General features: G+C 71.0%; 21 protein-coding genes. 6 read left to right on the top strand and 15 right to left on the bottom strand.

Annotated elements, in window-relative coordinates; translation table 11 throughout:
- Positions 1–2 precede the first annotated feature (2 nt).
- The 5 genes from FHS34_RS37620 to FHS34_RS37600 form a co-directional block, all read right to left on the bottom strand.
- Complete coding sequence (locus tag FHS34_RS37620; RefSeq protein ID WP_184974141.1) at positions 3–569, bottom strand: GNAT family N-acetyltransferase; 567 nt, start codon at positions 567–569, stop codon at positions 3–5.
- 118 nt (positions 570–687) lie between these two features.
- Entirely contained in the window at positions 688–1,080 is a 393-nt protein-coding gene (locus FHS34_RS37615) for a VOC family protein (RefSeq protein WP_184974139.1), read from the bottom strand.
- A 153-nt stretch (positions 1,081–1,233) separates the two neighbouring features.
- Complete coding sequence (locus FHS34_RS37610; protein ID WP_184974137.1) at positions 1,234–2,235, bottom strand: amidohydrolase family protein; 1,002 nt, start codon at positions 2,233–2,235, stop codon at positions 1,234–1,236.
- 187 nt (positions 2,236–2,422) lie between these two features.
- Positions 2,423–3,376, bottom strand: coding sequence for an immunity 49 family protein (locus FHS34_RS37605; protein ID WP_184974135.1), 954 nt, complete (start codon positions 3,374–3,376; stop codon positions 2,423–2,425).
- A 123-nt stretch (positions 3,377–3,499) separates the two neighbouring features.
- Complete coding sequence (locus FHS34_RS37600; RefSeq protein ID WP_184974132.1) at positions 3,500–4,345, bottom strand: SDR family oxidoreductase; 846 nt, start codon at positions 4,343–4,345, stop codon at positions 3,500–3,502.
- Positions 4,346–4,432: 87 nt separating this feature from the next.
- Here FHS34_RS37600 and FHS34_RS37595 point away from each other — a divergent pair, with 87 nt between their 5' ends.
- Positions 4,433–4,933: a MarR family winged helix-turn-helix transcriptional regulator gene (locus FHS34_RS37595; protein ID WP_225817803.1), complete on the top strand. Its 501-nt coding sequence runs from the start codon at positions 4,433–4,435 to the stop codon at positions 4,931–4,933.
- Between the two features lie 139 nt (positions 4,934–5,072).
- Here FHS34_RS37595 and FHS34_RS37590 read toward each other — a convergent pair whose 3' ends face one another.
- Positions 5,073–6,296 carry a saccharopine dehydrogenase family protein gene (locus FHS34_RS37590; protein WP_184974130.1) on the bottom strand — a complete coding sequence of 408 codons (1,224 nt, stop codon included), beginning with the start codon at positions 6,294–6,296 and terminating at the stop codon, positions 5,073–5,075.
- 121 nt (positions 6,297–6,417) lie between these two features.
- Here FHS34_RS37590 and FHS34_RS37585 point away from each other — a divergent pair, with 121 nt between their 5' ends.
- Positions 6,418–7,182 (top strand): TetR/AcrR family transcriptional regulator, encoded by a 765-nt coding sequence (locus tag FHS34_RS37585; protein WP_184974128.1) that lies wholly within the window; start codon positions 6,418–6,420, stop codon positions 7,180–7,182.
- A gap of 226 nt (positions 7,183–7,408) precedes the next feature.
- Positions 7,409–8,746 carry a diacylglycerol/lipid kinase family protein gene (locus tag FHS34_RS37580; RefSeq protein ID WP_372478640.1) on the top strand — a complete coding sequence of 446 codons (1,338 nt, stop codon included), beginning with the start codon at positions 7,409–7,411 and terminating at the stop codon, positions 8,744–8,746.
- Positions 8,747–8,874: 128 nt separating this feature from the next.
- Here FHS34_RS37580 and FHS34_RS37575 read toward each other — a convergent pair whose 3' ends face one another.
- The 3 genes from FHS34_RS37575 to FHS34_RS37565 all read right to left on the bottom strand — a co-directional run bounded on the left by FHS34_RS37575 (position 8,875) and on the right by FHS34_RS37565 (position 11,562).
- A complete protein-coding gene (locus FHS34_RS37575; RefSeq protein ID WP_184974126.1) occupies positions 8,875–9,360 on the bottom strand; it encodes a DUF6174 domain-containing protein in 486 nt (161 codons plus the stop codon).
- A gap of 60 nt (positions 9,361–9,420) precedes the next feature.
- Positions 9,421–10,386: a hypothetical protein gene (locus FHS34_RS37570; RefSeq protein ID WP_184974124.1), complete on the bottom strand. Its 966-nt coding sequence runs from the start codon at positions 10,384–10,386 to the stop codon at positions 9,421–9,423.
- A gap of 399 nt (positions 10,387–10,785) precedes the next feature.
- A complete protein-coding gene (locus tag FHS34_RS37565; RefSeq protein WP_184974122.1) occupies positions 10,786–11,562 on the bottom strand; it encodes a metallophosphoesterase in 777 nt (258 codons plus the stop codon).
- A gap of 184 nt (positions 11,563–11,746) precedes the next feature.
- On the opposite strand from FHS34_RS37565, the gene FHS34_RS37560 reads away from it, so the two are divergent.
- Entirely contained in the window at positions 11,747–12,175 is a 429-nt protein-coding gene (locus FHS34_RS37560; protein WP_184974120.1) for a VOC family protein, read from the top strand.
- Between the two features lie 42 nt (positions 12,176–12,217).
- On the opposite strand, the gene FHS34_RS37555 is transcribed toward FHS34_RS37560, so the two are convergent.
- Complete coding sequence (locus FHS34_RS37555) at positions 12,218–12,925, bottom strand: hypothetical protein (RefSeq protein WP_184974118.1); 708 nt, start codon at positions 12,923–12,925, stop codon at positions 12,218–12,220.
- Positions 12,926–13,090: 165 nt separating this feature from the next.
- Complete coding sequence (locus FHS34_RS37550) at positions 13,091–13,483, bottom strand: hypothetical protein (RefSeq protein WP_184974116.1); 393 nt, start codon at positions 13,481–13,483, stop codon at positions 13,091–13,093.
- A 358-nt stretch (positions 13,484–13,841) separates the two neighbouring features.
- Between FHS34_RS37550 and FHS34_RS37545 the strand changes: the two genes are divergently transcribed.
- The gene (locus tag FHS34_RS37545; RefSeq protein WP_184974167.1) at positions 13,842–14,480 is read left to right on the top strand and encodes a hypothetical protein; all 639 of its coding nucleotides are present in this window, start codon (positions 13,842–13,844) and stop codon (positions 14,478–14,480) included.
- 343 nt (positions 14,481–14,823) lie between these two features.
- Here the strand turns inward: FHS34_RS37545 and FHS34_RS37540 are convergent, their stop codons facing one another.
- The 4 genes from FHS34_RS37540 to FHS34_RS37525 all read right to left on the bottom strand — a co-directional run bounded on the left by FHS34_RS37540 (position 14,824) and on the right by FHS34_RS37525 (position 19,819).
- Positions 14,824–14,979 (bottom strand): hypothetical protein, encoded by a 156-nt coding sequence (locus tag FHS34_RS37540; protein WP_184974114.1) that lies wholly within the window; start codon positions 14,977–14,979, stop codon positions 14,824–14,826.
- A gap of 118 nt (positions 14,980–15,097) precedes the next feature.
- Complete coding sequence (xdhC, locus tag FHS34_RS37535; RefSeq protein ID WP_184974112.1) at positions 15,098–15,958, bottom strand: xanthine dehydrogenase accessory protein XdhC; 861 nt, start codon at positions 15,956–15,958, stop codon at positions 15,098–15,100.
- A 1-nt stretch (position 15,959) separates the two neighbouring features.
- A complete protein-coding gene (gene xdhB, locus FHS34_RS37530; protein ID WP_184974110.1) occupies positions 15,960–18,350 on the bottom strand; it encodes a xanthine dehydrogenase molybdopterin binding subunit in 2,391 nt (796 codons plus the stop codon).
- The gene (locus tag FHS34_RS37525) at positions 18,347–19,819 is read right to left on the bottom strand and encodes a xanthine dehydrogenase small subunit (protein ID WP_184974108.1); all 1,473 of its coding nucleotides are present in this window, start codon (positions 19,817–19,819) and stop codon (positions 18,347–18,349) included. The genes xdhB and FHS34_RS37525 overlap by 4 nt, the downstream gene beginning before the upstream one ends.
- Before the next feature lie 889 nt (positions 19,820–20,708).
- Between FHS34_RS37525 and FHS34_RS37520 the strand changes: the two genes are divergently transcribed.
- A complete protein-coding gene (locus FHS34_RS37520) occupies positions 20,709–21,152 on the top strand; it encodes a hypothetical protein (RefSeq protein ID WP_184974106.1) in 444 nt (147 codons plus the stop codon).
- Positions 21,153–21,161: the final 9 nt, after the last annotated feature.

Below are 21,161 nucleotides of genomic sequence, written 5' to 3'. Positions count from 1 at the left end.
CGTCAGTCCGACCACTCACGGGCGAGGATCGCGTAGACGCACTCGGTTCCCCAGCGGTCTCCGTCGAGATCGTTGTCGATCAGAAGCGCCTCGCGGCGCATGCCGAGACGCTCGCACACGCGGGCCGAGCCGGTGTTGAGGGCATCGAGGCGGGCGAAGACCCGGTGGACGCCCAACTGGCCGAAGGCGAGCGAGGCCAGGGCGCGCGCCGCTTCGGTGGCGTAGCCCTGTCCGGCGTGCCGCGGGTCGAAGACCCAGCCGATCTCGGCCTGCCGGGCGCGCGCGTTCGTGAGAGTGAGGACGACCTCGCCGATGACACCCGGTTCGTCCGCCCGGCACACGGCCAGCAGAAGCACGTCGTCGTCGGCCTGCCAGGCGGTCCCGCCGGCCCGGGCGGCGATGGACTCGGCACAGCCCTCGCGGGTGAGCGGCGGACGGTAGAGGAAGCGCGCGACCTCCGGCAGGGACTGGTACGCGTACCGGTCGTCCAGGTCACTCGGTGCGAACAGGCGCAGAACCAGCCGCTCGGTGGCGATGCTCGTCGGTATGCGCTGCGAGACAGCGGTCATCGAATCTCCCCCATGTGCTCCCACTGACCTGACGGGACACCCTAAACAATGACCGCTCCCGGCCTCGACCGGATATTCGCCGCCGCCCGGCGACCGCTCCCGGCCGTGCTGTACCCGGCTACCGGGGCTGTGTGGCGATCTGGATCAGGTTGCCGCAGGTGTCGTCGAAGACGGCGGTGGTGACGGGGCCCATCTCCTGCGGCTCCTGGGTGAAGCGGACGCCGAGGGCGCGCAGGCGCTCGTACTCGGCTTCCACGTCTTCGACCGCGAACTGGGCGACCGGGATGCCGTCCTGGGCGAGCGCGTCGCGGTAGGGCTTGACCGCGGGGTGACCCGCGGGCTCCAGGAGGAGTTCGGTGCCGCCGGGCTCGTCCGGGGAGACGACGGTCAGCCACCGGTCCTTCTCGCCCACCGGGACGTCGTACTTCTTCACGAAGCCGAGGACCTCGGTGTAGAAACGCAGGGCTTCGGCCTGGTCATCGACGAAGACGCTGGTCAGATGGATCTTCATGGGCTGTTCTCCTCCGGCGCGGATGTCTCGTGCCCAGCCGATGCCCGGCGATCCGCCGCCGCATGCTCGGTCGCCGCGAAGAGGCCGTGGACCACACCCACAGGATAGGCAAGGTCGCCTGCCCGACAAGTCGACGTGCTGTGCGGGCCCTCCTCACAGTCCGAACAGCAGCGCCGCGTTGTCGTGGCACACGGCCCGCAGCCACCCCCGGCCGAGACCCAGCCGCTCCAGGGCGTGGAGCTGGTGCACGTAGGGATAGGGGAGGTTGGGGAAGTCGGAGCCGAGCAGGACGCGGTCGCCGAGCTCGGCGAGCCGGGGCAGCGCGTGGCGGGGGAACGGCATGAATCCCTCGGTGAAATCGGTGAACGCCATGGTCGTGTCCAGCCGGACCTCGCCGTACCGTTCGGCCAGGCCGAGGAACTCCTCGTACTCGGGCATCCCCAGATGCGCGACGATCAGCCGCAGCTTCGGGTGCCGCGCCATCACCCGCGCCATCGGCCCGGGCCCGGTGTGCTTGCCGGGCGCGGGTCCCGAGCCGCAGTGGATCACCACGGGGATCCGTGCCTCGGCCAGCACTCCCCATGCCCGCTGGAGCAGCTCGTCGGCCGGATCGTACGCCCCCACCTGCACATGTGCCTTGAACACGCGCGCGCCCGCTTCGACGGCTTCGCGTACGTACGCCTCGACGCCCGGCTCGGGGAAGAGGGTGGCGGTGTGCAGACAGTCGGGTGTGCGGTGGGCGAAGTCGGCCGCCCATGCGTTCAGCCACCGCGCCATGCCGGGCTTGTGCGGGTAGAGCATCGCGGTGAAGGCACGGACGCCGAACTCCCGGAGAAGAGCGGTGCGTTCCGCCTCCTCCTTCCGGTAGGTGATCGGCCACTCGAGCCGACCGGTCAGCGGTCCCTGCGCGTCGAAGTAGTCCCAGACCTTGTGCAGGACTCGCTCGGGCATGAAATGCGTGTGGACGTCGACCAGCCCGGGAAGCCCGAGCCGGCCCCAGAAGCGGCGGACCTCACCGGCCTCGCCGACCGAAGCCCCGTCCCCGGTGGCCGCTCGCGAACCGGAGGCCGGCCCCGGCGCCCCGCAACCGTCCGAGGGATCGTGGGCGTGGTGGGACCCGGCGGGATCGACGGGTGCCGTGCGGGGATCGCTCATGTCGTTACGATCGGCCCCGGCGAGAGGGCGGGTCCAGACCTCTTCGCAAGCGGCGCGTGAGGGATCCGTCACCCCGGTGCCGGTGGTGAGGTGCCCTTCCGCTGGGGCTGTACCGCCGTGGCCGGGGCCCGGGGCCGTCGTAGGGCCTGCGGGTCACCGCCCGTCGGCCGAGGCCCTCGCCCGGCGGCTACTTGGCGGCCCAGTAGCCCAGGTCGTTGACGCCGATGGCCTCCGCCTGCTGCAGGGCCTGGGGAGAACCCAGCAGGTCGTCGGGCAGGTAGCCGGAGCGGACGCCGAGCTCCCAGCCGTGCGCCTGCACCGCGAGGGCGGCAAGGGCGAGCGTGCCGAGCGGCAGCAGGGAACCGGGGGCGGGGTCGGGTCCCACGTTCCGCCGGTGCTCGTCGAGCCGGGCCGTGAGTGCCTGCTCGAAGGCGGCCTGGTCGTCGTCCAGGAGCACGCGCAGCAGGCGCTGGTCGGGCGTCGGCGAGCCTGCCGCGTCCAGGTTCCGGGCGGCGTCGGCGCGCTCGTCGGCGTCCGGCTTGCACAGCGGCACGGTGGGCCAGTCGCGGGGCAGGTGGCCCTGCGCCTCGGTGAGGTAGCCGCACAGGGCGTCCATGGCCGCCAGATCCGCCGGGTCGGACGCCGAGGTCAGCTCCGAGTACGGCACCCCGTCGCGGATCGCGGGCGCGTAGTCACCGCGCAGAAGCAGGCCGATCACCCGCTGCCAGTCCCACACCAGCCCGCTGACCAGACACAGCTCGAAGGCGTCGAGCCAGGTCCTGGCCGTCGGAGCGTGGTCGACCACGTCACCGAAGGCGATGTCCTCGCTGCTGAGCCGCTCGCCGACGAGAGGGAGGACGACCTCCTGGTCGCCGTTGGGGAAGCACCCGATGCTCAGCGCCCCCAGAGCACAGTGCGCCGCGGTCTCCAGTGCGACCCGTGACGTCTCGTCGAGCGCGGGCGCCCGCACCGTGCGCGCGGCGACGTGGTCGACGAGTTCGTCGCCCAGCTGCTGCAGTTGCCGTGGTGACGGGTCGCCGTAGCGCATCCCGTGCCACCGTCGCCGGGCCCGTCCGGCGATGTCGTCGAGGGCCTCGGTCATGCGCTGTTCGCCGACTTCGTGGCGCGTCATTTCCGGCATGGCCGCCGTCCTTTCGTGATCTTGTTGGCAGGAGGCGGCACGCTATCAGTGGCCACGGACAACCGGTGACGCCTCCCGCCTCGACGACGGCCCGTGGTCCGGCGGAGGCGAGTGCCGGGCCGGTCAGGCGACCCAGGCGCCGGTGAGGCCCTGGACCGCGGAGCCGTCGGTGTCGGCCAGCTTGGTGCCGACGAAGGTGCGGGCCCAGTCGGTGGTCTGGATCCGGAAGGCGGGCCGGTCGGCGTGGAGGGCCTCCATGACCGACTCCGCCGCCGAGGCCGGGGTCTGGGCGCTGCCGTCCAGGAACTGCTCGACGGTACGGTCGATGTAGCGGCGCAGGGCGCCCGTGTACGGCCCGGCGTCGAGGTCGGCCTCGATGTCCACGCCGATGTTGTTCACGAACTCGGTGGCCACGGCGCCCGGTTCCACGACGGACACGCTCACGCCCAGGGTCCGGGCGACGGGGGCCAGGCTCTCCATGTAGCCCTCGACGGCGAACTTGGCCGCGCAGTACGCCTCGTTGAAGGGCTGCCCGATGACACCGCCGACGCTGGTGACGGTGATCAGGCGGCCGCCGCCGACGCGCAGGTGCGGCAGCGCGGCCTTGGAGACGTTCAGCACACCGAAGAAGTTGACCTCCATCACGTCGCGGATGTCTTCCATGGAGTCGTTCTCCAGGGTGCCCAGGTGGCCGGCGCCCGCGTTGTTGACAACGGCGTCGAGGCGGCCGTAGTCGGCGATCACGCCGTCGACCGCGGCGGTGACGGAGGCCTCGTCGGTGACGTCGAGCTGTCGGATGTCGAGTTCGACGCCCGCTTCGGCGGCTGCCTCGCGCAGGGCGCCGGCGCGGGAGGTGTCGCGGAGGGTGGCGACCGTGCGCCAGCCGGCCCGGGCGGCGGCGACGGCGGCGGCGAGGCCGATGCCGGAGGAGGTGCCGGTGATCAGGACGGTGCGGGGGGTGGCGGACATGGCGGAGCCTCTCACAGCGGTTTATGTGCGTGCACACACAACATAGCTTTATGTGTGTGCGCACGCAACACGCCTATACTCGGTCCCATGCCGAAGAAGCTGCCCCAGGCCGAGATGCCCGCCGCCGACTACGCCTTCTACGGCCTGGTCTGGGCCGGCACGGTGATGACCGAGCGCGTGGACCGGGCCCTCGTCAAGGCCCACGATCTGCCCGTCTCGTGGTTCGAGGTGATGCTCTGGCTGGCGTCCAGTCCCGATCCCGTGCCCGCCTCCGTCCTCGGCAACAGCACCATGCTCAGCCGCAGCCAGGTCTCCCGGGTCGTGGACGCCCTCCAGGGCCGGGGGCTGGTGACCCGTACTCCCTCGGAGCGCGACGCGCGGTCGATCGAGGTCTCGCTCACCGCCGAGGGCCGCCGTGCCTTCGAGGAGGCCGACGCCACCCGTCGCGAGGTCCTGGCGCCGGTCTTCACCGACCTCCTCGACGAGGACGACATAGAGGCCCTCGGCACGGTGTGGCGCAAGCTCAAGGCGGAGAAGGAGAAGCTGGCGCAGGAACCCCCGGCCGGGCCGACCCGGCCCCGCCGGTGAGCCGGGGACCCCGCCGCCGGCCGCCCGCCACCGGCGGACACCGGCGGGCGACAGCGCCGTCCCGGGGCTCCCGCGGCCGCCGGCCGCTTTGGCCCCCTCGCTCCGAGGACCCCGGCGGCGCGCCGCCGCTTTGCCGGTGTCAGCCCTGTTCGCGCAGACCCCACGGCGAGCCGTACTCGACGAGCAGGTCGAGGAAGGGGCGGGGCGGAAGGGCCTCGGGGCCGAGGACGCCCTGACCGGACCAGGCACCGGTGGCGATCAGTTCGAGGGCGACGACCGGGTTGACGGCCGTCTGCCAGACCACGGCCTGGGAGTCGTACTCACGCATCGACCACTGGTTGTCGACCACGTGGTAGAGGTACACCTCGCGCGGAGCGCCGTCCTTGGTGCCCTTCACCCAGGTGCCCGCACATGTCTTGCCGGTCATCCGCTCGCCGAGGGTGGCGGGGTCGGGCAGGCAGGCGGCGACCACGTCACGCGGCGACACCCCCACGGGACGGCCCTCACCGGGGACGGTGACCTTCGCGGTGGAGTCCAGGCCCAGCTCGTGCAGGGTCTTCAGCTTGGCGATGAAGTCGTCGCCCAGGCCGTACTTGAACGTCACCCGGCGCGCGTCCACCCAGCGCGGGATGAGCAGCACCTCCTCGTGTTCCACGTTGACGCACTCGACCGGGCCGATGCCCTCGGGGAAGTCGAAGACCTCCGGCTCGCTGAACGGCTCCGTGGTGAACCAGCCACGGTCCTTCTCGTAGACCACCGGAGGGTTCAGGCACTCCTCGATCGTGGTCCAGATACTGAAGGAGGGGGCGAAGTCATAGCCCTCCACGGTCAGGTTGGCTCCGTCGCGGACACCGATCTCCTCGATGTCGTCGAAGAGTTCGTCCGCGGCGTACCGGGCGAAGACGTCGGACAGACCGGGCTCCACCCCCATGCCCACCAGAGCCAGCCGGCCGGAGTCCGCCCATCGGTCCGCCAGCTCGAACTGACCGTCGCCGAGCTTCACGCCGCACTCCTCGTACGGGCGCTCGGCGTGCGGGGCGGACAGGGACATCGCCATGTCCAGGTAGTGCACACCCGCCGCGAGCGCCGCGCGGAACAGCGGCATCACGAACCGCGGATCGGTGGCGTTCAACAGGACGTCGCAGCCCTCCTCGGCGAGCAGCCTGCGTACGCCCTCTTCGTCGGAGGCGTCCAGGCGCCGCGCGCTGAACCGTTCCCCGGGCTCCTTGAGCGCGGCGACGGCTGCCTCGGCCCTGGTCAGGTCGTAGTCCGCCACGACCATCCGGGTCAGGAAGTCGCGGCGGGCCGCGATCCGGGTGACGGCGGTTCCGACGCCGCCCGCGCCCACGAGCAGTACTCGCATGTCACACACCTCTCTCAGACACACGTCAACGAGATGCCCTGATGCAACGGCACGGCTCCAGGTAGGGTCAACTGTGTTGGCATAAGGATCGCCGCCGTGGCGACGAGGTGGAGTGGTGGGCATGGCCAAGCAAGTGGTGCCGGAACCGGCGCGGCGCAGGCGCCGGCCGACTCAGCAGGGCACGGTGCTGTCCGAGCGGCTCATCGTGCACACCGCCCTGCGCGTGCTGCGGGAGCACGGCAGTACCGGCCTCACCGCGCGCCGGCTGGGCACCGCGCTCGGCGCCGACCCCAGCACCCTCTACCGCTACTTCGCCGGCATGGACGACCTGACCCGCGCCATCGGTGAGGAGCTGATGGGACGGGCGCTGGACAGCTGGTCCGCGGCCGGCGAGTGGCGCGCCGACCTGCGCGCCCTCGGGCTCGCCATCCACTCGTCGTACCTCGCCCATCCGCAGGCGGCCGCCCTGACCGCGAGCCGGGTCACCGGCCGGCCCCGGGAGATCGCGGTCGACGAGACGATCCTCGGCATCCTGCGCACCGCCGGCTTCCCGGACGTCGCCGCGGTCCGCCTCTACCACGCCTTCATCGACCTGAGCCTCGCCTTCGCCGCCCTCGACGCCGGAGCCCTCGCCCTGGCGGAGGAGGCCCGTACGACGGACGAGGAGATGTGGACCTCCACGTACGCCCGGCTCCCCGCGGAGTCCTACCCCCACATCGCCGCCACCGCCCGTCTGCTGGCCGCCCGCATGCCCCACAGCGCCTACCCGGTCGTCCTGGACACCCTGCTGGACAACGCCGCCGCACAACTGGTAGCCACACGGTCCGCGGCGACGACCGGCGACCGGTCCGCCCGGCCGGAAGCCCCGCCGGCGGGGGACAGCTGAAACCGGCCCCGGACGACGCGTGTCCCCGACCGGCTCCGGCACGGGGCGGCCGCGCCGAACCGTCCGAGCCGTGCGCCTCGGGCGGCCGGCAAGGACGGCTCGTACCCAAGACGAACCACGGACGCCCTGGCGGGAACGCTGTCGGCTTCGGGAGAGCACAGCTGGTACAACGGACTCGGCCGAGCGGATCACCACGACGCGGGAGGGTGACATCAAAGGGACCCGGATTGCCCGGCCCCGAGGGGACGCGACGGCGCGGCTGCTCGCACGCCTCGCCGTGCTGGCGGCGATCGGCGCCGCGGCCGTCCTGATGCGCGCGCTGGGCCAGGGCGGGCTGCTGATCGCCGGGGCCGGACTCCTCGGGCTGATGGTCTGCGCCGCCGGCCTCTGGTGGTTCCTCGCGCACCGCGGCGCGGTGCGGCTGCTCGGGGCGCTGACCGCGGTCGCCGCGCCCATCGGCGTCCTGGTGCTCTTCACCCAGGGTGGCCTGTGGCTGACGGCACTGGTCTCCAGCCTGTGCTGGGGCGGAACCCTGGTCTGCGCCCGGGCGGCGCTGCGCGTGTCGTCCCCGGAGCGGCCGATGCGGGCGACCGCCGCGCCCCGGCCGGTGCGGCCGGTGCTCATCATGAATCCGAAGTCCGGTGGCGGGAAGGTGGGCCGCTTCGGTCTCGTCGAGCGGGCCGAGGACCTGGGCGCGCGGGTGATCCTGCTCGACCCCGCCGTCCGGCCCGACGTCGCCGCGCTGGCTCGCCGCGCCGTGGCCGAGGGCGCGGACCTGCTCGGCGTGGCGGGCGGCGACGGCACCCAGGCGCTGGTCGCCGCGGTCGCCGCAGAGCACGACCTGCCGTTCCTCGTGATCTGCGCCGGCACCCGCAACCACTTCGCCATGGACCTGGGCCTCGACCGGACCGCACCCGTCCGCTGTCTCGACGCGCTGACCGACGGCGAGGAACTCAGGGTCGATCTCGGCGATGTCGCGGGCCGGGCCTTCGTCAACACCGTGTCGTTCGGGGTCTACGCGGACGTCGTACAGCGCCCCGAGTACCGCGACGACAAGGCGGGCACCGCGCTGAACCTCATGCCGGACCTGCTCGGCGAGGAGGTACGGCGACTCGACGCAACGATCGACGGCACCGCGCTCTCGTCCCAGCAGGCGCTGCTGGTCAGCAACAACCCGTACGTCTCACCCGACGAGTTCGCCGGCGGCGGCCGCCGGCCCCGGCTCGACGGAGGTGAACTGGGTGTGCTGGGGATCCGGGTGGAGAGCGCGGCGCAGGCCGCGGACCTCGCGGTGCGGGGCTCGCAGTCCACGGGACTGACCGTCACGACGGCGCAGCGGGTCGAGGTGACCTCCGCCGCCGGAGAGATCGCCGTCGCGGTGGACGGCGAGGCGCTCAGGATGCCCACGCCGGTCGTGTGCTCGCTGCGCCCGGGCGCACTGCGGGTCCTCGTGCCGCGCGACCGCCCGGGCGTCGTGGTCCCCGAGCCGGTGAACTGGCGACGGCTCCTCCGCCTCGCGGTCGGCCGCACCGAGCGAACCCCCGAAGGAGAGACTCGCGCCTGACCGCGAGACCGGAGGGCGGGAGGGCGGGGTGTGCGTGCGGAGCGGATCACCCGAGGCTGCACCGACGGGCGAACCGGCCGATACCCCACGGCCGACGGCCACTGTCGGAGTGGGGCAGCCGGCGTGGGTCAGCCGGCGGGGGCCGGTTCATAGGCGCTGATGAGGTAGAGGGCCTCGTCGTCGATCGTGTTCCTGTCCCGGTCCAGTGAGATCCGCACCGGCCGCCCGTCGGCCGCGAACCGTGCGTCCGCTTCCTCGGCGTTGTCCTCGCGGGCCTTCTCCAGCCTGTCCAACAGCTCGCCGATCGTGGGCACTTCGATGCGCTGCTCCCGTGCCTGGCGCCGGCTGTCCTCGTCGAGCCCGACGACCTTCGTCACCGCGCCGTCGCGGACCTCGATCCGGAAGGTCCCCGCCAGAACCTGTGTGGTCGACGTCAGTGTGTAGGCGTACGAGGCGGGTTCCCGCCATGCCGCCGCGCTCCGTGCACCGGCGCTCCCGGGCGTCTTGGCGGAGATCGCGGTGTGCGCGTCCCCACAGGCGGTGGAAACGCACAGCAGAGTCCCGGTCAGCGCCGCGGCGGACAGGGAACGAGAACGGAAACGTCCGGCGATCATGGTAGCCCCTTCGATTCGGTCACCCCTGTGACGCCGGAGGGCCCGGAAAGGTTCATCCCGTCAGTCCGCGGGTCCGGGCGAGGTCTGAGGAAGACCGGGTGCCGTGCCTTCGCGGGTCCGCCTCCCGATCACCGCCGGCCACATGACCGCGCCCGCCGCCGCGGCGGCGGCATGCAGAACGGCCGCGACGGCGAGGTTCTCGGGCAGCGACGTGCCCACGGGACGGGCCGTCGCCACGTACAGCGTGAGAGGCAGTTTCCAGCCGCTCCATGCGAAGAGTGAGCCCGTACCCAGCAAGCCGAGCGTCACGGGCACCCGACGTGGCAGCCGGGTGGGCCGGTTCCGCACGAGCGACCAGGTGGCAGCGGAAGCCGTCAGCGCCCACAGCCCGCACACGCCGTTCAGCAAGCGCCAGCTGATCGCCCGGCCGGCCGGGTGAGCGATACCGGCCGGGCCGCCGACCGCCCAGTAGAGCCAGACGACGCCGATCACCGTCCCGACGCCCGCCGCCGCCAGCGCGGCGCGCCGGCCGCCCGAGCCGGACCGGCCGGCGAACACGTGCGGCCAGCGCCGCCGCACGTACGCGGGCAGGGCGATCGCCAGACCCAGCCCCATCCCTACGAAGCTGATCTGGATGAGCACGTCCTCCCAGCCCGGCATCGACGGGCCGTGGCTGTCGCTCGGCCGTTCACCGTCCGACCCGCCCAGCAGGGAGTCCAGGACGGCGTACGGCAACAGGGCGACCAGGAATCCAGAACCCACCCAGGCGACGAACGCCACGAGGGGCCCGGGTATGCGCGTTCCCCAGGGCCGTACGAGGGCGAGAGCCATGGTGATCCCGAGGACCGCCATGCCGATCGTCGCCGTGTTGAGCACCACCCAGCCGGCCGGCTCGAATCCGTCGCCGATCGGCAGCAGTCCCGACAGGGCGCCGACCACCCAGGAGACCTTGATCAACAGGTAGGGCGTCATCACCAGCGCCGCCCCGTACGCGGCGAGCCGGCCGGCCCGGTCCAGCCAGTCCATCAGGGTTCCCTCCTCCGCAACAGTGAGAACCCCACCCTCGTCGACCGCCGTGTCCGGCCGCGTCATACCGGAGACGTAACGCCCTCCGCCGCACGGCCGAGGCGAACCTCCTGGCTGGTTGACGGCGATCGACCGGTCCCGCTGCCTTCCGGACATCGCCGTTCTGATGGAAGGTGTCGTCGTCGGTGACTCCCGGGCGTTCCTGGCGGAGTCGGTGAATGACCTCGTACGTGACGGGCGCGCCTCTGTGAGGCCAGGCGTCCGGACCGGTGGCGCGTGCGGCGCCTGCCGATGCGGCCACCACACACGGGGACGCAGCCCCTCCTGTGCGCTTGCCCCGCGGCACCGGCGGACCGTGCCGCGGCGGGGTGCACCGGGGCGGGCGCCGTCCGGCCCCGCTCACACGGGAATCTGACGGAAGTGCGTGGTCGGCTGCCCCGCGTCGTCGAGGATGTGGAAGGCGAGCGCAGGGGCGTGGCCCAGGTGGACATGGTCCTGCGGGTGCGCACGCTGTTCCCAGGGCAGGCGCGTGGTGGAGACGACTCCGGGGGCCACCAGCAGCGGGCGTCCGGCGAAGACGGTCGCCGCGCCCGTGTGCGCGTGGCCGCAGAGGAATGCCGAGATGTTGCGGTGCCGGTCGGCCAGGGCCGCGAGCCGCTCGGCACCGAACTGGCGGATGCCGTCGATGAACGGGATGTGCAACCGCGCCGGCGGATGATGGAACCCGATCAGCACGGGCGTCTCGTCGGAGGTCCGGTCCAGGACGTCTTCGAGCCACGCCAGGGTTTCGTCCGCGAGGAACCCCTCGTCCTTCCCCGGAACCGATGAGTCGCACATCGCGATGACCACATCGGCGCTTCGATGCACCTGGTTGACCGGCGTCTGCGCCTGGTTGACCGGCCTCGTCGCACTCGCCTCGGCCAGGAGGTGGGTGCGGAAGGCCGCACGCCTGTCGTGGTTGCCCGGGCAGAACATCACCGGGTGGCGCGAGGCGAACAGCCGACGGGCCCGCTCGTACTCGGCCGGCAGGCCGTGATCGGTGATGTCTCCCGTCACCAGGACCGCGTCCAGGTCGTACGGCAGGTCCTCCAGGTAACGCATGACGGCCTCGGCACGCTCGACGCTGCGCGGCTCACTGTCGATGTGAGTGTCGCTGAGATGGGCTATCACGATCACCGGCGTACCACCTGTCGCTTGCGGGCTTGTTGATCACTCGCTCCGACGCTAGGCGGGCACCGGCCCAGGAGTGAGGTCCAGTTCCGCGCGGAAAACCTGGTCCGGTCCGCGCGTCGCCCGTCGAGGTCAAGAAGCAGACCCCTGCCGGGAGATGGGCGTCCGAGTCTCCTGTTATGGTGCGCCGGTGTCATCGATCAAGCAGTTCCAGGTCACCTTCGACTGCGCGGAACCCGAGCGCGTCGCTCGCTTCTGGTGCGAGGTGTTGGGGTACGTCGTGGCGCCGCCGCCGGCAGGCTTCGACACGTGGGAGGAGTTCGACCGCTCCCGGCCTCCTGAGGATCAGGGTGCATGGTTCGCCTGCGTCGATCCGAGCGGTGTGGGCCCGCGACTGTTCTTCCAGCGCGTTCCCGAAGGCAAGGTCGTCAAGAACCGGGTGCATCTCTGCGTGCGGGTCGGCACCGGCCTCGTGGGCGAGGAGCGCCTGGCCACGCTCGAAGCCGAGTGTGCGCGGCTGGTCCCGCTCGGCGCGGTACGCCAGCGGCTGCTGTACGACGGCAACGACTCATGCATCGTGATGCAGGACATCGAGGGCAACGAGTTCTGTCTCGACTGAGTGTCCTCCGCGTACCTGTGGCCAGAGGGCACGGGGCTGCTCTCAGGCCAGCGGGAAGCTCCTGACGCTGGACAGCAGCGGTACGAGCACGTGGTCTCCGTCGCCGGGGCCGCAGGCAGGCCTGGTGCCGGCACTGTCGGAGACCTTCGTCCCGGTCGCGAACCTGCTGTCGGAGGTCGGCACCACCGTCGTCAGATGGCTGGTGTCCGCCTCCGAGTAGTACACGCACTGGTGCAGGTTGAGGTAGCGGCCCGCGCTCAGGTCCAGGGCCTCGACGCCCGAGAGCGGTTGGTGGGGCACGTGGTTGCCGTTGCCGAGGCCGCACGTCACGGCGGTGTCGGGGGAGTTGGAGACGTTCGTACCCGTCGCGTACCGGCCGTCGCCGCTCGGTGTGACGAAGCCGGCGAAATGGTCGGTGTTCCGGCCGTAGTAGTAGTCGCACTGGTGCAGGTTGAGGAAGCGGCCGGCCCGCAGGTCCAGCGCCTTGACGCCCGGCAGCAGGGTGATGGGCACGTGGTTGCCGTTGCCGTTGCCGGGGCCGCACGAGGGCTGGGTGTCCGGGGTGCCTGAGAGCTTGGTGCCGGTGGAGTACCGGCCGTCACCGCTCGGCGTGAGCACCGTCGTGAAGTGATCGGTGAGCGATGCCGCGTAGTACACGCACTGCTGCAGGTTCAGATAGCCGGAGGCTGCCGTCCCGGCTTCCCCGGCCCGAGCCGGCACCGGGTCGGGCGCCGCCGTGGCGGTGGTCATGAGGGCGCACATGCCGATCGCGGGCTTTTTGGCACACGGCGGTTGACGAGCCCACCGGCACCCGGCTCCGGTCCACGCGCGGGTCGCCCGGTCCGACCCTGGCCGGGCTGCCTTTCGTGGCGCCCGGCCAGGGCCGGCCGTGGGTCGGAAGGGCCGACCTATTCCCTATTCATCATCCGCGTTCGCATCGTTGTGGCGGTGGTGATTTCCGTTGTGGAATTCCATGTCGACGGTCTTCTGGCGCTTGACCGTGGTGACCTTCTTCGAGATCACCTGATCATCCTTCATCTTGATGACGGTCGTGGTCTTGGTAATGGTGATTTGAAGCCTGCCGCCGGGCAGCTGCTTGGTACTGGTACGGGTCGAGGTCTTGATGACGGTTGTGATCTTGTTCTGATCTGTGAGCTGGTGGGCGTTGGCCTCGGCCGCTGCTACGACCTGCGGGTGCGGGGCGGCTGGTGCGGCGAAGGCGCCGGACGGCAGAAGCGCTCCGCCTGCGGCCAGAGTGGCCGTGGCGGCCAGCATGGCGAAACGCTGCTTGCGAGAAATGCGGTTCATGATTTTCTCCTCTGCTGAAACGATTACTGTCAGCCCCTGAGGGTTCAGGAGCCCTGTTATCGGTCCCCGGTCCAGCCGGTCGGTCCCGCCAGGAATTCTCCGAAACGGTTCTGGCGGGCCGGCTGGTGTTTCCGGCCTGCTTCCATTACGCCGAAGCGGGCGAGACGGCACATGTTCCTGATATTCGGGACTTGACACGCGACGAGTGCACACCCGGCGAAGTCATCCGGTCACTCGCGGGCGCCGCGGATCGGCCGTCCCCGACTCGCGGGTGCCGGACCCGGTGCCGACGATGGAGACCAGGACCAACGAACCCTTGGGACGGCACCCCGTCCCCTCGCACCCCTGGGACGGCACCATGTCTGTGACCCGACACAAAGGCTCTGTAAGGGCCGGCCGCCGGATCCTCGTGGGAAGCGCTCTCGGCGGCCTTCTGCTGGCCGGTGGGCTCACGGCCTGTGGCGACGGAAACGGCGAGGGCGCAGGTGCCTCGCCCACGGCCGGCGCCACCCGCACGCCGAACGCCTCATCGTTCTCCGGCGAGCCGCCGTCGGCCCTGGCGTCCTCGGCCGCCTCGGCGATCGGCTCGGCCCGGGCTTCCGCCTCCGCCGCGGCGTCGTCCGCCTCGGCGCGCGCCTCCGAGTTCGAGGCATCGGTGGAAGCCGAGACCCAGCGTCGGAGCGCGGCAGCGGAAAAGGAACTCAAGAACGTCGAAGGCCGGGGGAATGCCCTTTCCGAGGTCGGCATGACGGGGATTCCGAGGGCACAGAGCGGGGGAGTGCTGGCCGTACTGGTCACGATCACCAACAAGACCGACAGCAAAGCCTCCTACGCCGTGCAGATCGACTTCAAGAACTCCGACGGCAAGGTGGTCGAGACGCGGTACGTCGGCGCGGAGAATCTCGCGCCCGGGAAGAAGGAGCAGCCCATCGCCTTCAGCCATGAGCCGGCAGAGCCGAAACTGACCCCGGTCCTGGCCAAGGCACAGCGCTACTGAGGCCGCGTGGGCCGGCGCAGCCGTGGACCCCCCTGCCTGGCCGCACTGCGGGTACGGTGCCGCGGCCGCCGACCACGTCGGGTGCCGAGGCCGTCTCGCCGAGCCCTGCACCGCTTGCCTGGCCCATCTCGGCGAGGCCGACCGCGCCGGCCGTCTCGCCGCCCTCCACCCTGGTGCGGACCTCGACCACCGCGGCACTCACCTCACGGAGGAATTGCTGAACGAAGTGCTCCGAGCCGTCACGGACCCGTTCGCGGCCAGGATCAGCATCGGCCATGCCCGGTTCGCCGGGGCCGAGTTCACCGAGGCGCCTGGCTGTGGCCGGCACCGGTCGCAACGGCCCTCAGACGACGTCGAATTCGTTGCCCTCGGGGTCCTGCATGGCGGCGGCGTAGCGCCGGTGGGGGGCGGCCGCCGAGGCCGAGGGCGGCACCGTCGGCGCAGGTTCAGCCCCGTCGGACTCGGGCACGACCGGCCGGCACGCGTACGCCGTCGGCATGTCGACTTCGGCGTCCCGTCGCCGAGAGGGTACGCCTCGATCGCGGACGTTCACCCGGCCGCCCGGTGCCCGGCCGCCCGGTGCCCGGCCGCCTGGTGCCCGGCGGCCGGGATGTGTTCTAACGGCCGGCGGAGCGTTCGGGTACCGCCGGAACCGAGTTCAGCATCGCCCACTGGTGGTCCTGCTCGAAGGTCCGGAGCAGGTCCGCCGCGACGCTCACCGCGATCGTGGCGGGTTCCTTGCCCGTGATCTCGGTCAGGCCGATGGGCGTCTTGATCCGGTCGATGGTGGCGGCGTCGTGGCCGCCCTCGTCGGCCAGGCGCTTGCGGAACCGCGCCCATTTGGCGGACGAGCCGATCAGCCCGATCGAGCCGAGACCGGAGGTGCGCAGGGCGGCGTCGCACAGTGCGGCGTCCTCGGCGTGATCGTGGGTCATGATCAGGACGTGGGTGCCGGGGGGCAGCTCCGCGAGCACCTCCTCCGGAAGGAGCGGTACGTGGTGCACGTGGACCTGCGCCACCGCGTCCGCGAGCACGCCCAGCCGTTCGTCGGCGAGCATGTCGGGACGGGTGTCGATCAGGTGCAGATCCAGGCTGTGGCGGGCCAGGATGCGCGCCAGCTCCATCCCGACGTGACCGACGCCGAAGACCGCCACCGCCTGCACCACCGGCAGCGGTTCGAGCAGCACGGAGACGGCTCCGCCGCAGCACTGCACGCCGTGCCGGCTGGTGACCTTGTCGTTGAGGGCGAACTCCATCAGCTCCGGCTCCGGATCGGGCGTGGCGATCAGTTCGCGGGCCCGGTCGATCGCCACGGCCTCGATGTTGCCGCCGCCGATCGAACCCCAGGTCTCGGTCAGACCCACGACGAGTTTGGCACCGGCCAGGCGGGGCGCGTGGCCGCGCACGGTCGCGACGGTCACGAGCACGCCGGGTTCCCGGCGAGCTCGCAACCGCGCGACCGCGGCCACCCACGTCATGTCAGGCATTGCTCAGAGCGGTCACGCCGGCGGGGATCTCGCTGACGTCGCGCTTCGCGTCGGCCCCACGGACTGATTCGATCGCCCAGTACACCGCCTCCGGCGTCGCGGGCGAGGCGAGGTCCACGCTGGCTCCCGCGGGCCCGAACGCGGCGGCGGCCTGCCGCAGCGCCTCGCGCACGGAGAACGCCAGCATCAGCGGAGGTTCACCCACCGCCTTGGACCCGTACACCGCCCCCTCCTCGGTGGCGTTCTCGAGCAGCGTGACGTTGAACTGCTCGGGCATCTCCGAGAAGCTCGGGAGCTTGTACGTGCTCGCCGCCTGGGTCAGCAGCCGGCCGCGGTTGGGGCCGTCACCGGTGTCCCAGCGCAGGTCCTCCAGCGTCAGCCAGCCCGCGCCCTGCACGAAACCGCCCTCGACCTGACCGATGTCGATCATCGGGGACAGGCTGTCGCCGACGTCGTGCACGATGTCCACGCGGCGGATGCGGTACGCGCCGGTGAAGCCGTCGACCTCGACCTCGGTCGCGGCGGCGCCGTGGGCGAAGTACTTGAACGGCGAGCCCCGGAACGACTTCGCGTCCCAGTGGAGCCCCTCGGTCCGGTAGAAACCGGACGCCGACAGCTGGACCCGCTGGAAGTACGCGGTGCGCACCAGGTCGTCCCAGGCCAGCTCCTTGTCGCTGCCCAGGACTCGCGCCACGCCCTCGACGATGCGCACGTCCGAGGCGTTCCCGCCCAGCTGGGAGGCGGCCACCTGCAGCAGCCGCCCGCGCAGCTGCTCACAGGCGTTCTTGATCGCGCCGCCGTTGAGGTCCGCACCGGAACTGGCGGCGGTGGCGGAGGTGTTGGGCACCTTGTCGGTGCGCGTCGGGGCCAGCCGCACCTTGTGCAGCGGGATGCCCAGCGTGGTCGCGGCCACCTGCATCATCTTGGTGTGCAGGCCCTGGCCCATCTCGGTGCCGCCGTGGTTGATCAGGACCGAGCCGTCCTTGTAGATCAGCACCAGCGCGCCGCCCTGGTTGAAGGCGGTGAGGTTGAACGAGATGCCGAACTTGATGCCGGTGATCGCGAGGGCCCGCTTGGTGTGCGGGTGAGCGGCGTTGAAGGCCGCGATCTCGCGCTTGCGATCGGCGATGCCGGCGTCGTCCTGCACCTGCTGCCAGACGGTGGAGATCCGCTCAGCCTGCGTGATCGGCTGTCCGTACGGCGTGGTCTGGCCCTGGCCAGGCTGGTAGAAGTTGCGTTCCCGCAGCTCCATCGGGTCCAGTCCGAGCAACGGCGCGCAGCGGCCCAGGATGTCCTCGATCACCAGCATGCCCTGCGGTCCGCCGAAGCCGCGGAAGGCGGTGTTGGAGACCGTGTTGGTCTTGGCGATGAGACCGGCGACGCGCGCGTTGGGGATCCAGTACGTGTTGTCGATGTGGCACAGCGCGCGGGCGAGGACCGGCTCGGACAGGTCCAGGCTCCAGCCGCCGTCCGCGACCAGGGTGGCGTCGAGGGCCTGGATGCGGCCATCGGCGTCGAAGCCGATCTTCCACTTGGCGTGGAACCCGTGCCGCTTACCGGACATGGTCAGGTCCTGCGTCCGGTTGAGCCGGAACCGGACCGGACGACCGGTCAGCTTGGCGCCGAGCGCGGCGATGGCCGCGAAGCCGTGCGGCTGCATCTCCTTGCCGCCGAAGCCTCCGCCCATCCGCAGGCACTGCACGGTGATCTCGTGGGCGGGCACACCGAGCACGTGCGAGACGATCTCCTGCGTCTCGGACGGGTGCTGGGTGCTGCTCTGGATGAACACCTGCCCGTTCTCGTCGACCAGGGCCAGCGCCGCGTGCGTCTCGAGATAGAAGTGCTCCTGGCCGGCGAACTGGAACTCGCCGGTGAGCACGTGCGCGGAGTCGGCGAAGCCGGCGTCGATGTCGCCGTGCACCATCAGGGGCCGGGCGCCGTGATAGCTCTCGGCCGCGATCGCGTCCTGCAGCGAGACCAGGGAGGGCAGTTCCTCGAGGTCCACCTCGACGGCCGCGGCACCGAGCCGGGCCGCCTCCAGGGTCTCGCCGAGCACCCAGGCGACGGCGTGGCCGTGGAACATGACCTCGTCGGGGAACAGCGGCTCGTCGTGCTTCATGCCGGCGTCGTTCTCGCCGGGCACGTCGGCGCCGGTCAGCACCCGCACCACACCGGGCACGGCGAGCGCGGGCTCGGTGCGCAGCGCGGTGATCCGGCCGCGGGCCTTCATGACCTGGACCGGGTAGGCGTGCAGCACGTCCTTGGTGCGCTGGACCAGGTCGTCGGTGTACAGCGCGGTGCCGGTGACGTGCTGGAAGGCACTCTCATGCGGCATCGAGACGCCGACTACGGGCTTCTCGGGACGCTCGGACAGATGGCTCATGACGACACCGCCTCGGTGGTCTGTGCGTACAGCTTCAGCAGGCTCTGGCCGAGCATCGCGGAACGGTAGAGGGAGCTCGCGCGATGATCGCTCATCGGCGTGCCCTCACCCCGCAGCACGCGGGCCGCGGCCTCGACCGTCTCCGCCGACCAGGGCTTGCCCTCCAGCGCCTCTTCCGTGGCGAAGGAGCGGATCGGGGTGGCGGCGACGCCGCCCAGGCCGATGCGCGCCTTGCGGACGACACCGCCCTCGATGTCGAGCGCGAAGGCGACCGCGACGCTGGAGATGTCGTCGAAGCGCCGCTTGGCGATCTTGTGGAAGGCCGTGATCGGCGACAGCGGCAGCGGGACGCGCACCGCGCGGATCAGCTCGCCGGGGCGGCGCACGCTCTGCCGGTAGCCGGTGAAGTAGTCGGCCAGCGGGACCACGCGTTCACCGTCGGCGTCGGCGAGCACCAGCGACGCCTCGAGCGCCAGCAGCACCGGCGGACTGTCGCCGATGGGCGAACCGGTGCCCAGATTTCCGCCGAGGGTTCCGCTGTTGCGGATGAGCCGGGAGGCGAACTGCGGGAACAGCTCGGCAAGGAGCGGGACATCGCCGTCGAGGCGGCGCTCGATCTCGGTGAGCGTCAGCGCCGCCCCGATCTCGATGTAGTCGGATTCGACGCGCAGCTCCCGCAGTTCGGGCAGCCGGTCGATGGCGACCACACACTCCGCCCTGCGGGAACGGATGTTGACCTCGACGCCGAAGTCGGTGGAGCCGGCGACGACCACCGCGTCGGGCCGCTCGCGCAGCACCTGCAGCGTCTCGGCCAGGGTGTCCTTGCGCAGGAACGTGCTGTCGTCCTGCGAGTACTCAGTGGCGACCGCGGCAGGCGGGGCCTGTTCGCGGCGCTGGGCCAGCGGGTCCTCGTCGGTGGGCTCGCCGACGGCGAACGCGGCATCGCGAATGGGACGGTAGCCGGTACAGCGACACAGGTTTCCGCTCAGCGAGTGCAGGTCGAAACCGTTCGGACCGTGCTCGGCGTCGCCCTCGGCGTGGTCGGCCGAACCCTCGTCGTGCGCACAACGGTCGGGCCGGTAGTACTCGGCGGCCATGCTGCAGACGAATCCCGGTGTGCAGTATCCGCACTGGGACCCGCCACGGACGGCCATCTCCTCCTGCACCGGGTGGAGCGCGGGCGGTGTGCCGGGTTCGCCGGCGGTGGCGAGACCCTCGGAGGTGATGACTTCCTGACCGTCGAGCGACGCGACGGGGACCAGGCAGGCGTTGACCGCCACCCAGTCGGTCGGCTTGTTCACCCCGGGACGGGCCACCAGGACGGAACAGGCGCCGCACTCACCCTCGGCGCATCCCTCCTTGGTGCCGGTGAGGCCACGATCGCGCAGGAAGTCCAGCACCGTGGTGTGGGGCGCAGCCGGGGAAATCTGCTTTTCTTCCCCATTCACTGTGATGCGTGCCGCTACCATGGCATATCACCACTTCGGTGTGCGATCGACCTGAATGTCCTAGTCGCCATGTGAGGAGCTTTCTCTTTCGGTGGCGCAACTCAAGAACCCGGAGCGTTGATCAGCACGCAACGACGTGCCGCAGCCGGTGACAGAAATCAGAAAAAGCCGGGGCCGCAAAAGGGCACGCCGACGAAGGGGGGCCGCTCAGCAGCCGTGTGCAACGCGACCCGGAGCCCAGGCGATCTGGTGAGCGAGGCGAGACAGTTCGGAGATGATCGACATCCGACTTCGCCTCCTTCCAGCAGCTCCACGAGTCGGTTCGTTCGAAGCTACGATGCCGCAGGTCGATCGGTCAAGCATGTGCGCGTAGACCGTTTGCGCCAGCCCCAGTGATCTTCGTCCTGGGGGGAGGCCACGCGTCTCATGGCGGCCGGATCCTCCGGCCGCGGGCGCATCACGGCCGTCACCGCGGACCAGGTGCCGAGACGGGGGGCAAAAGGGTGATGACCTGGTGTTTCTCGCTCTGCCGCCCAGGAGAGCACGTGCGCTGCCGCAAGCCGATCGACGACTGATCGGCTCGCTGCGGCCACCCGTACGTGCACGGGGGACCATGAAGATCAAACCCGGCTCGGCCGGCCGGACCGTCTCAGTCGCCGGACCTGCCCCGGAAGGCGAGCGCCGGAATCGCCCCGTCGGCATCCCGCAAGGGTGTGCACCACGCCGACCAGCGCGGCATGTCCCCCAGCCCCTCCGCAGCCGGATGCCGTGCGGCGTGGCGTCCCTGTGCCCGGTCGAGCGCAGCACACCCGATCCCTCACGGCAGGCGATGAACCTGGTCTGTCAGAGGTGCCCGCTAGCGTTTTCCCGACGTGCCACCGCGACGGCGGCCGACTCGGAGGGCAGTGGGATGGGTGCTTCGGCATGGGACTACTACGTGCCGTATCAGGAGGATCTCGGCGCCGCGCTGGAGGAGTTGCGGCAAAGCGTGTTCCTCGCCGGCGACTACTACTGGGTGCGCGGCGGCGACTGGCTTCCCGAGGAGGGACGCCGCCCCCGGCCTTCGTCCCTGGACGAATTGTGGGCCGACGAGTGGACACAGCATTCGGGAACCCACTCGATTCTCGATGTGTTCCACATTCAGCGTGAGGACGAGGAGCCCGAGATCTGCGCGGTGCAGCCGGTGACCGCCGAAGAGGCCCGCAGGAGCGCCGGCACCGAACGGCTGACCCGCGCACACGTCCCGGCGATACAAGGCCTCGCCGGCGAGCGCGGGCACGGCCGTTGCGCGGTACTGCACGACGACGGGGGGACGCCACAGGAGATCTACTTCTGGGGTTGGTCCGGAGACTGAACCGGTCAC

The organism is Streptomyces echinatus (genome assembly GCF_014203595.1).
In the GTDB taxonomy this organism is placed as follows: Bacteria; Actinomycetota; Actinomycetes; order Streptomycetales; family Streptomycetaceae; genus Streptomyces; species Streptomyces echinatus.
Note: the sequence above shows the minus strand (reverse complement) of the source record. Positions and strands in the feature narration are given on the sequence as shown.

Excerpts from the sequence above, each read along its gene's own strand:
- FHS34_RS37620 (WP_184974141.1), bottom strand. The coding sequence starts at position 569 with ATGACCGCTGTCTCGCAGCGCATACCGACGAGCATCGCCACCGAGCGG.
- FHS34_RS37615 (WP_184974139.1), bottom strand. The coding sequence starts at position 1,080 with ATGAAGATCCATCTGACCAGCGTCTTCGTCGATGACCAGGCCGAAGCC.
- FHS34_RS37610 (WP_184974137.1), bottom strand. The coding sequence starts at position 2,235 with ATGAGCGATCCCCGCACGGCACCCGTCGATCCCGCCGGGTCCCACCAC.
- FHS34_RS37605 (WP_184974135.1), bottom strand. The coding sequence starts at position 3,376 with ATGCCGGAAATGACGCGCCACGAAGTCGGCGAACAGCGCATGACCGAG.
- FHS34_RS37600 (WP_184974132.1), bottom strand. The coding sequence starts at position 4,345 with ATGTCCGCCACCCCCCGCACCGTCCTGATCACCGGCACCTCCTCCGGC.
- FHS34_RS37595 (WP_225817803.1), top strand. The coding sequence starts at position 4,433 with ATGCCGAAGAAGCTGCCCCAGGCCGAGATGCCCGCCGCCGACTACGCC.
- FHS34_RS37590 (WP_184974130.1), bottom strand. The coding sequence starts at position 6,296 with ATGCGAGTACTGCTCGTGGGCGCGGGCGGCGTCGGAACCGCCGTCACC.
- FHS34_RS37585 (WP_184974128.1), top strand. The coding sequence starts at position 6,418 with ATGGCCAAGCAAGTGGTGCCGGAACCGGCGCGGCGCAGGCGCCGGCCG.
- FHS34_RS37575 (WP_184974126.1), bottom strand. The coding sequence starts at position 9,360 with ATGATCGCCGGACGTTTCCGTTCTCGTTCCCTGTCCGCCGCGGCGCTG.
- FHS34_RS37570 (WP_184974124.1), bottom strand. The coding sequence starts at position 10,386 with ATGGACTGGCTGGACCGGGCCGGCCGGCTCGCCGCGTACGGGGCGGCG.
- FHS34_RS37555 (WP_184974118.1), bottom strand. The coding sequence starts at position 12,925 with ATGACCACCGCCACGGCGGCGCCCGACCCGGTGCCGGCTCGGGCCGGG.
- FHS34_RS37550 (WP_184974116.1), bottom strand. The coding sequence starts at position 13,483 with ATGAACCGCATTTCTCGCAAGCAGCGTTTCGCCATGCTGGCCGCCACG.
- FHS34_RS37545 (WP_184974167.1), top strand. The coding sequence starts at position 13,842 with ATGTCTGTGACCCGACACAAAGGCTCTGTAAGGGCCGGCCGCCGGATC.
- FHS34_RS37540 (WP_184974114.1), bottom strand. The coding sequence starts at position 14,979 with ATGCCGACGGCGTACGCGTGCCGGCCGGTCGTGCCCGAGTCCGACGGG.
- xdhC (WP_184974112.1), bottom strand. The coding sequence starts at position 15,958 with ATGACGTGGGTGGCCGCGGTCGCGCGGTTGCGAGCTCGCCGGGAACCC.
- xdhB (WP_184974110.1), bottom strand. The coding sequence starts at position 18,350 with ATGAGCCATCTGTCCGAGCGTCCCGAGAAGCCCGTAGTCGGCGTCTCG.
- FHS34_RS37525 (WP_184974108.1), bottom strand. The coding sequence starts at position 19,819 with ATGGTAGCGGCACGCATCACAGTGAATGGGGAAGAAAAGCAGATTTCC.
- FHS34_RS37520 (WP_184974106.1), top strand. The coding sequence starts at position 20,709 with ATGGGTGCTTCGGCATGGGACTACTACGTGCCGTATCAGGAGGATCTC.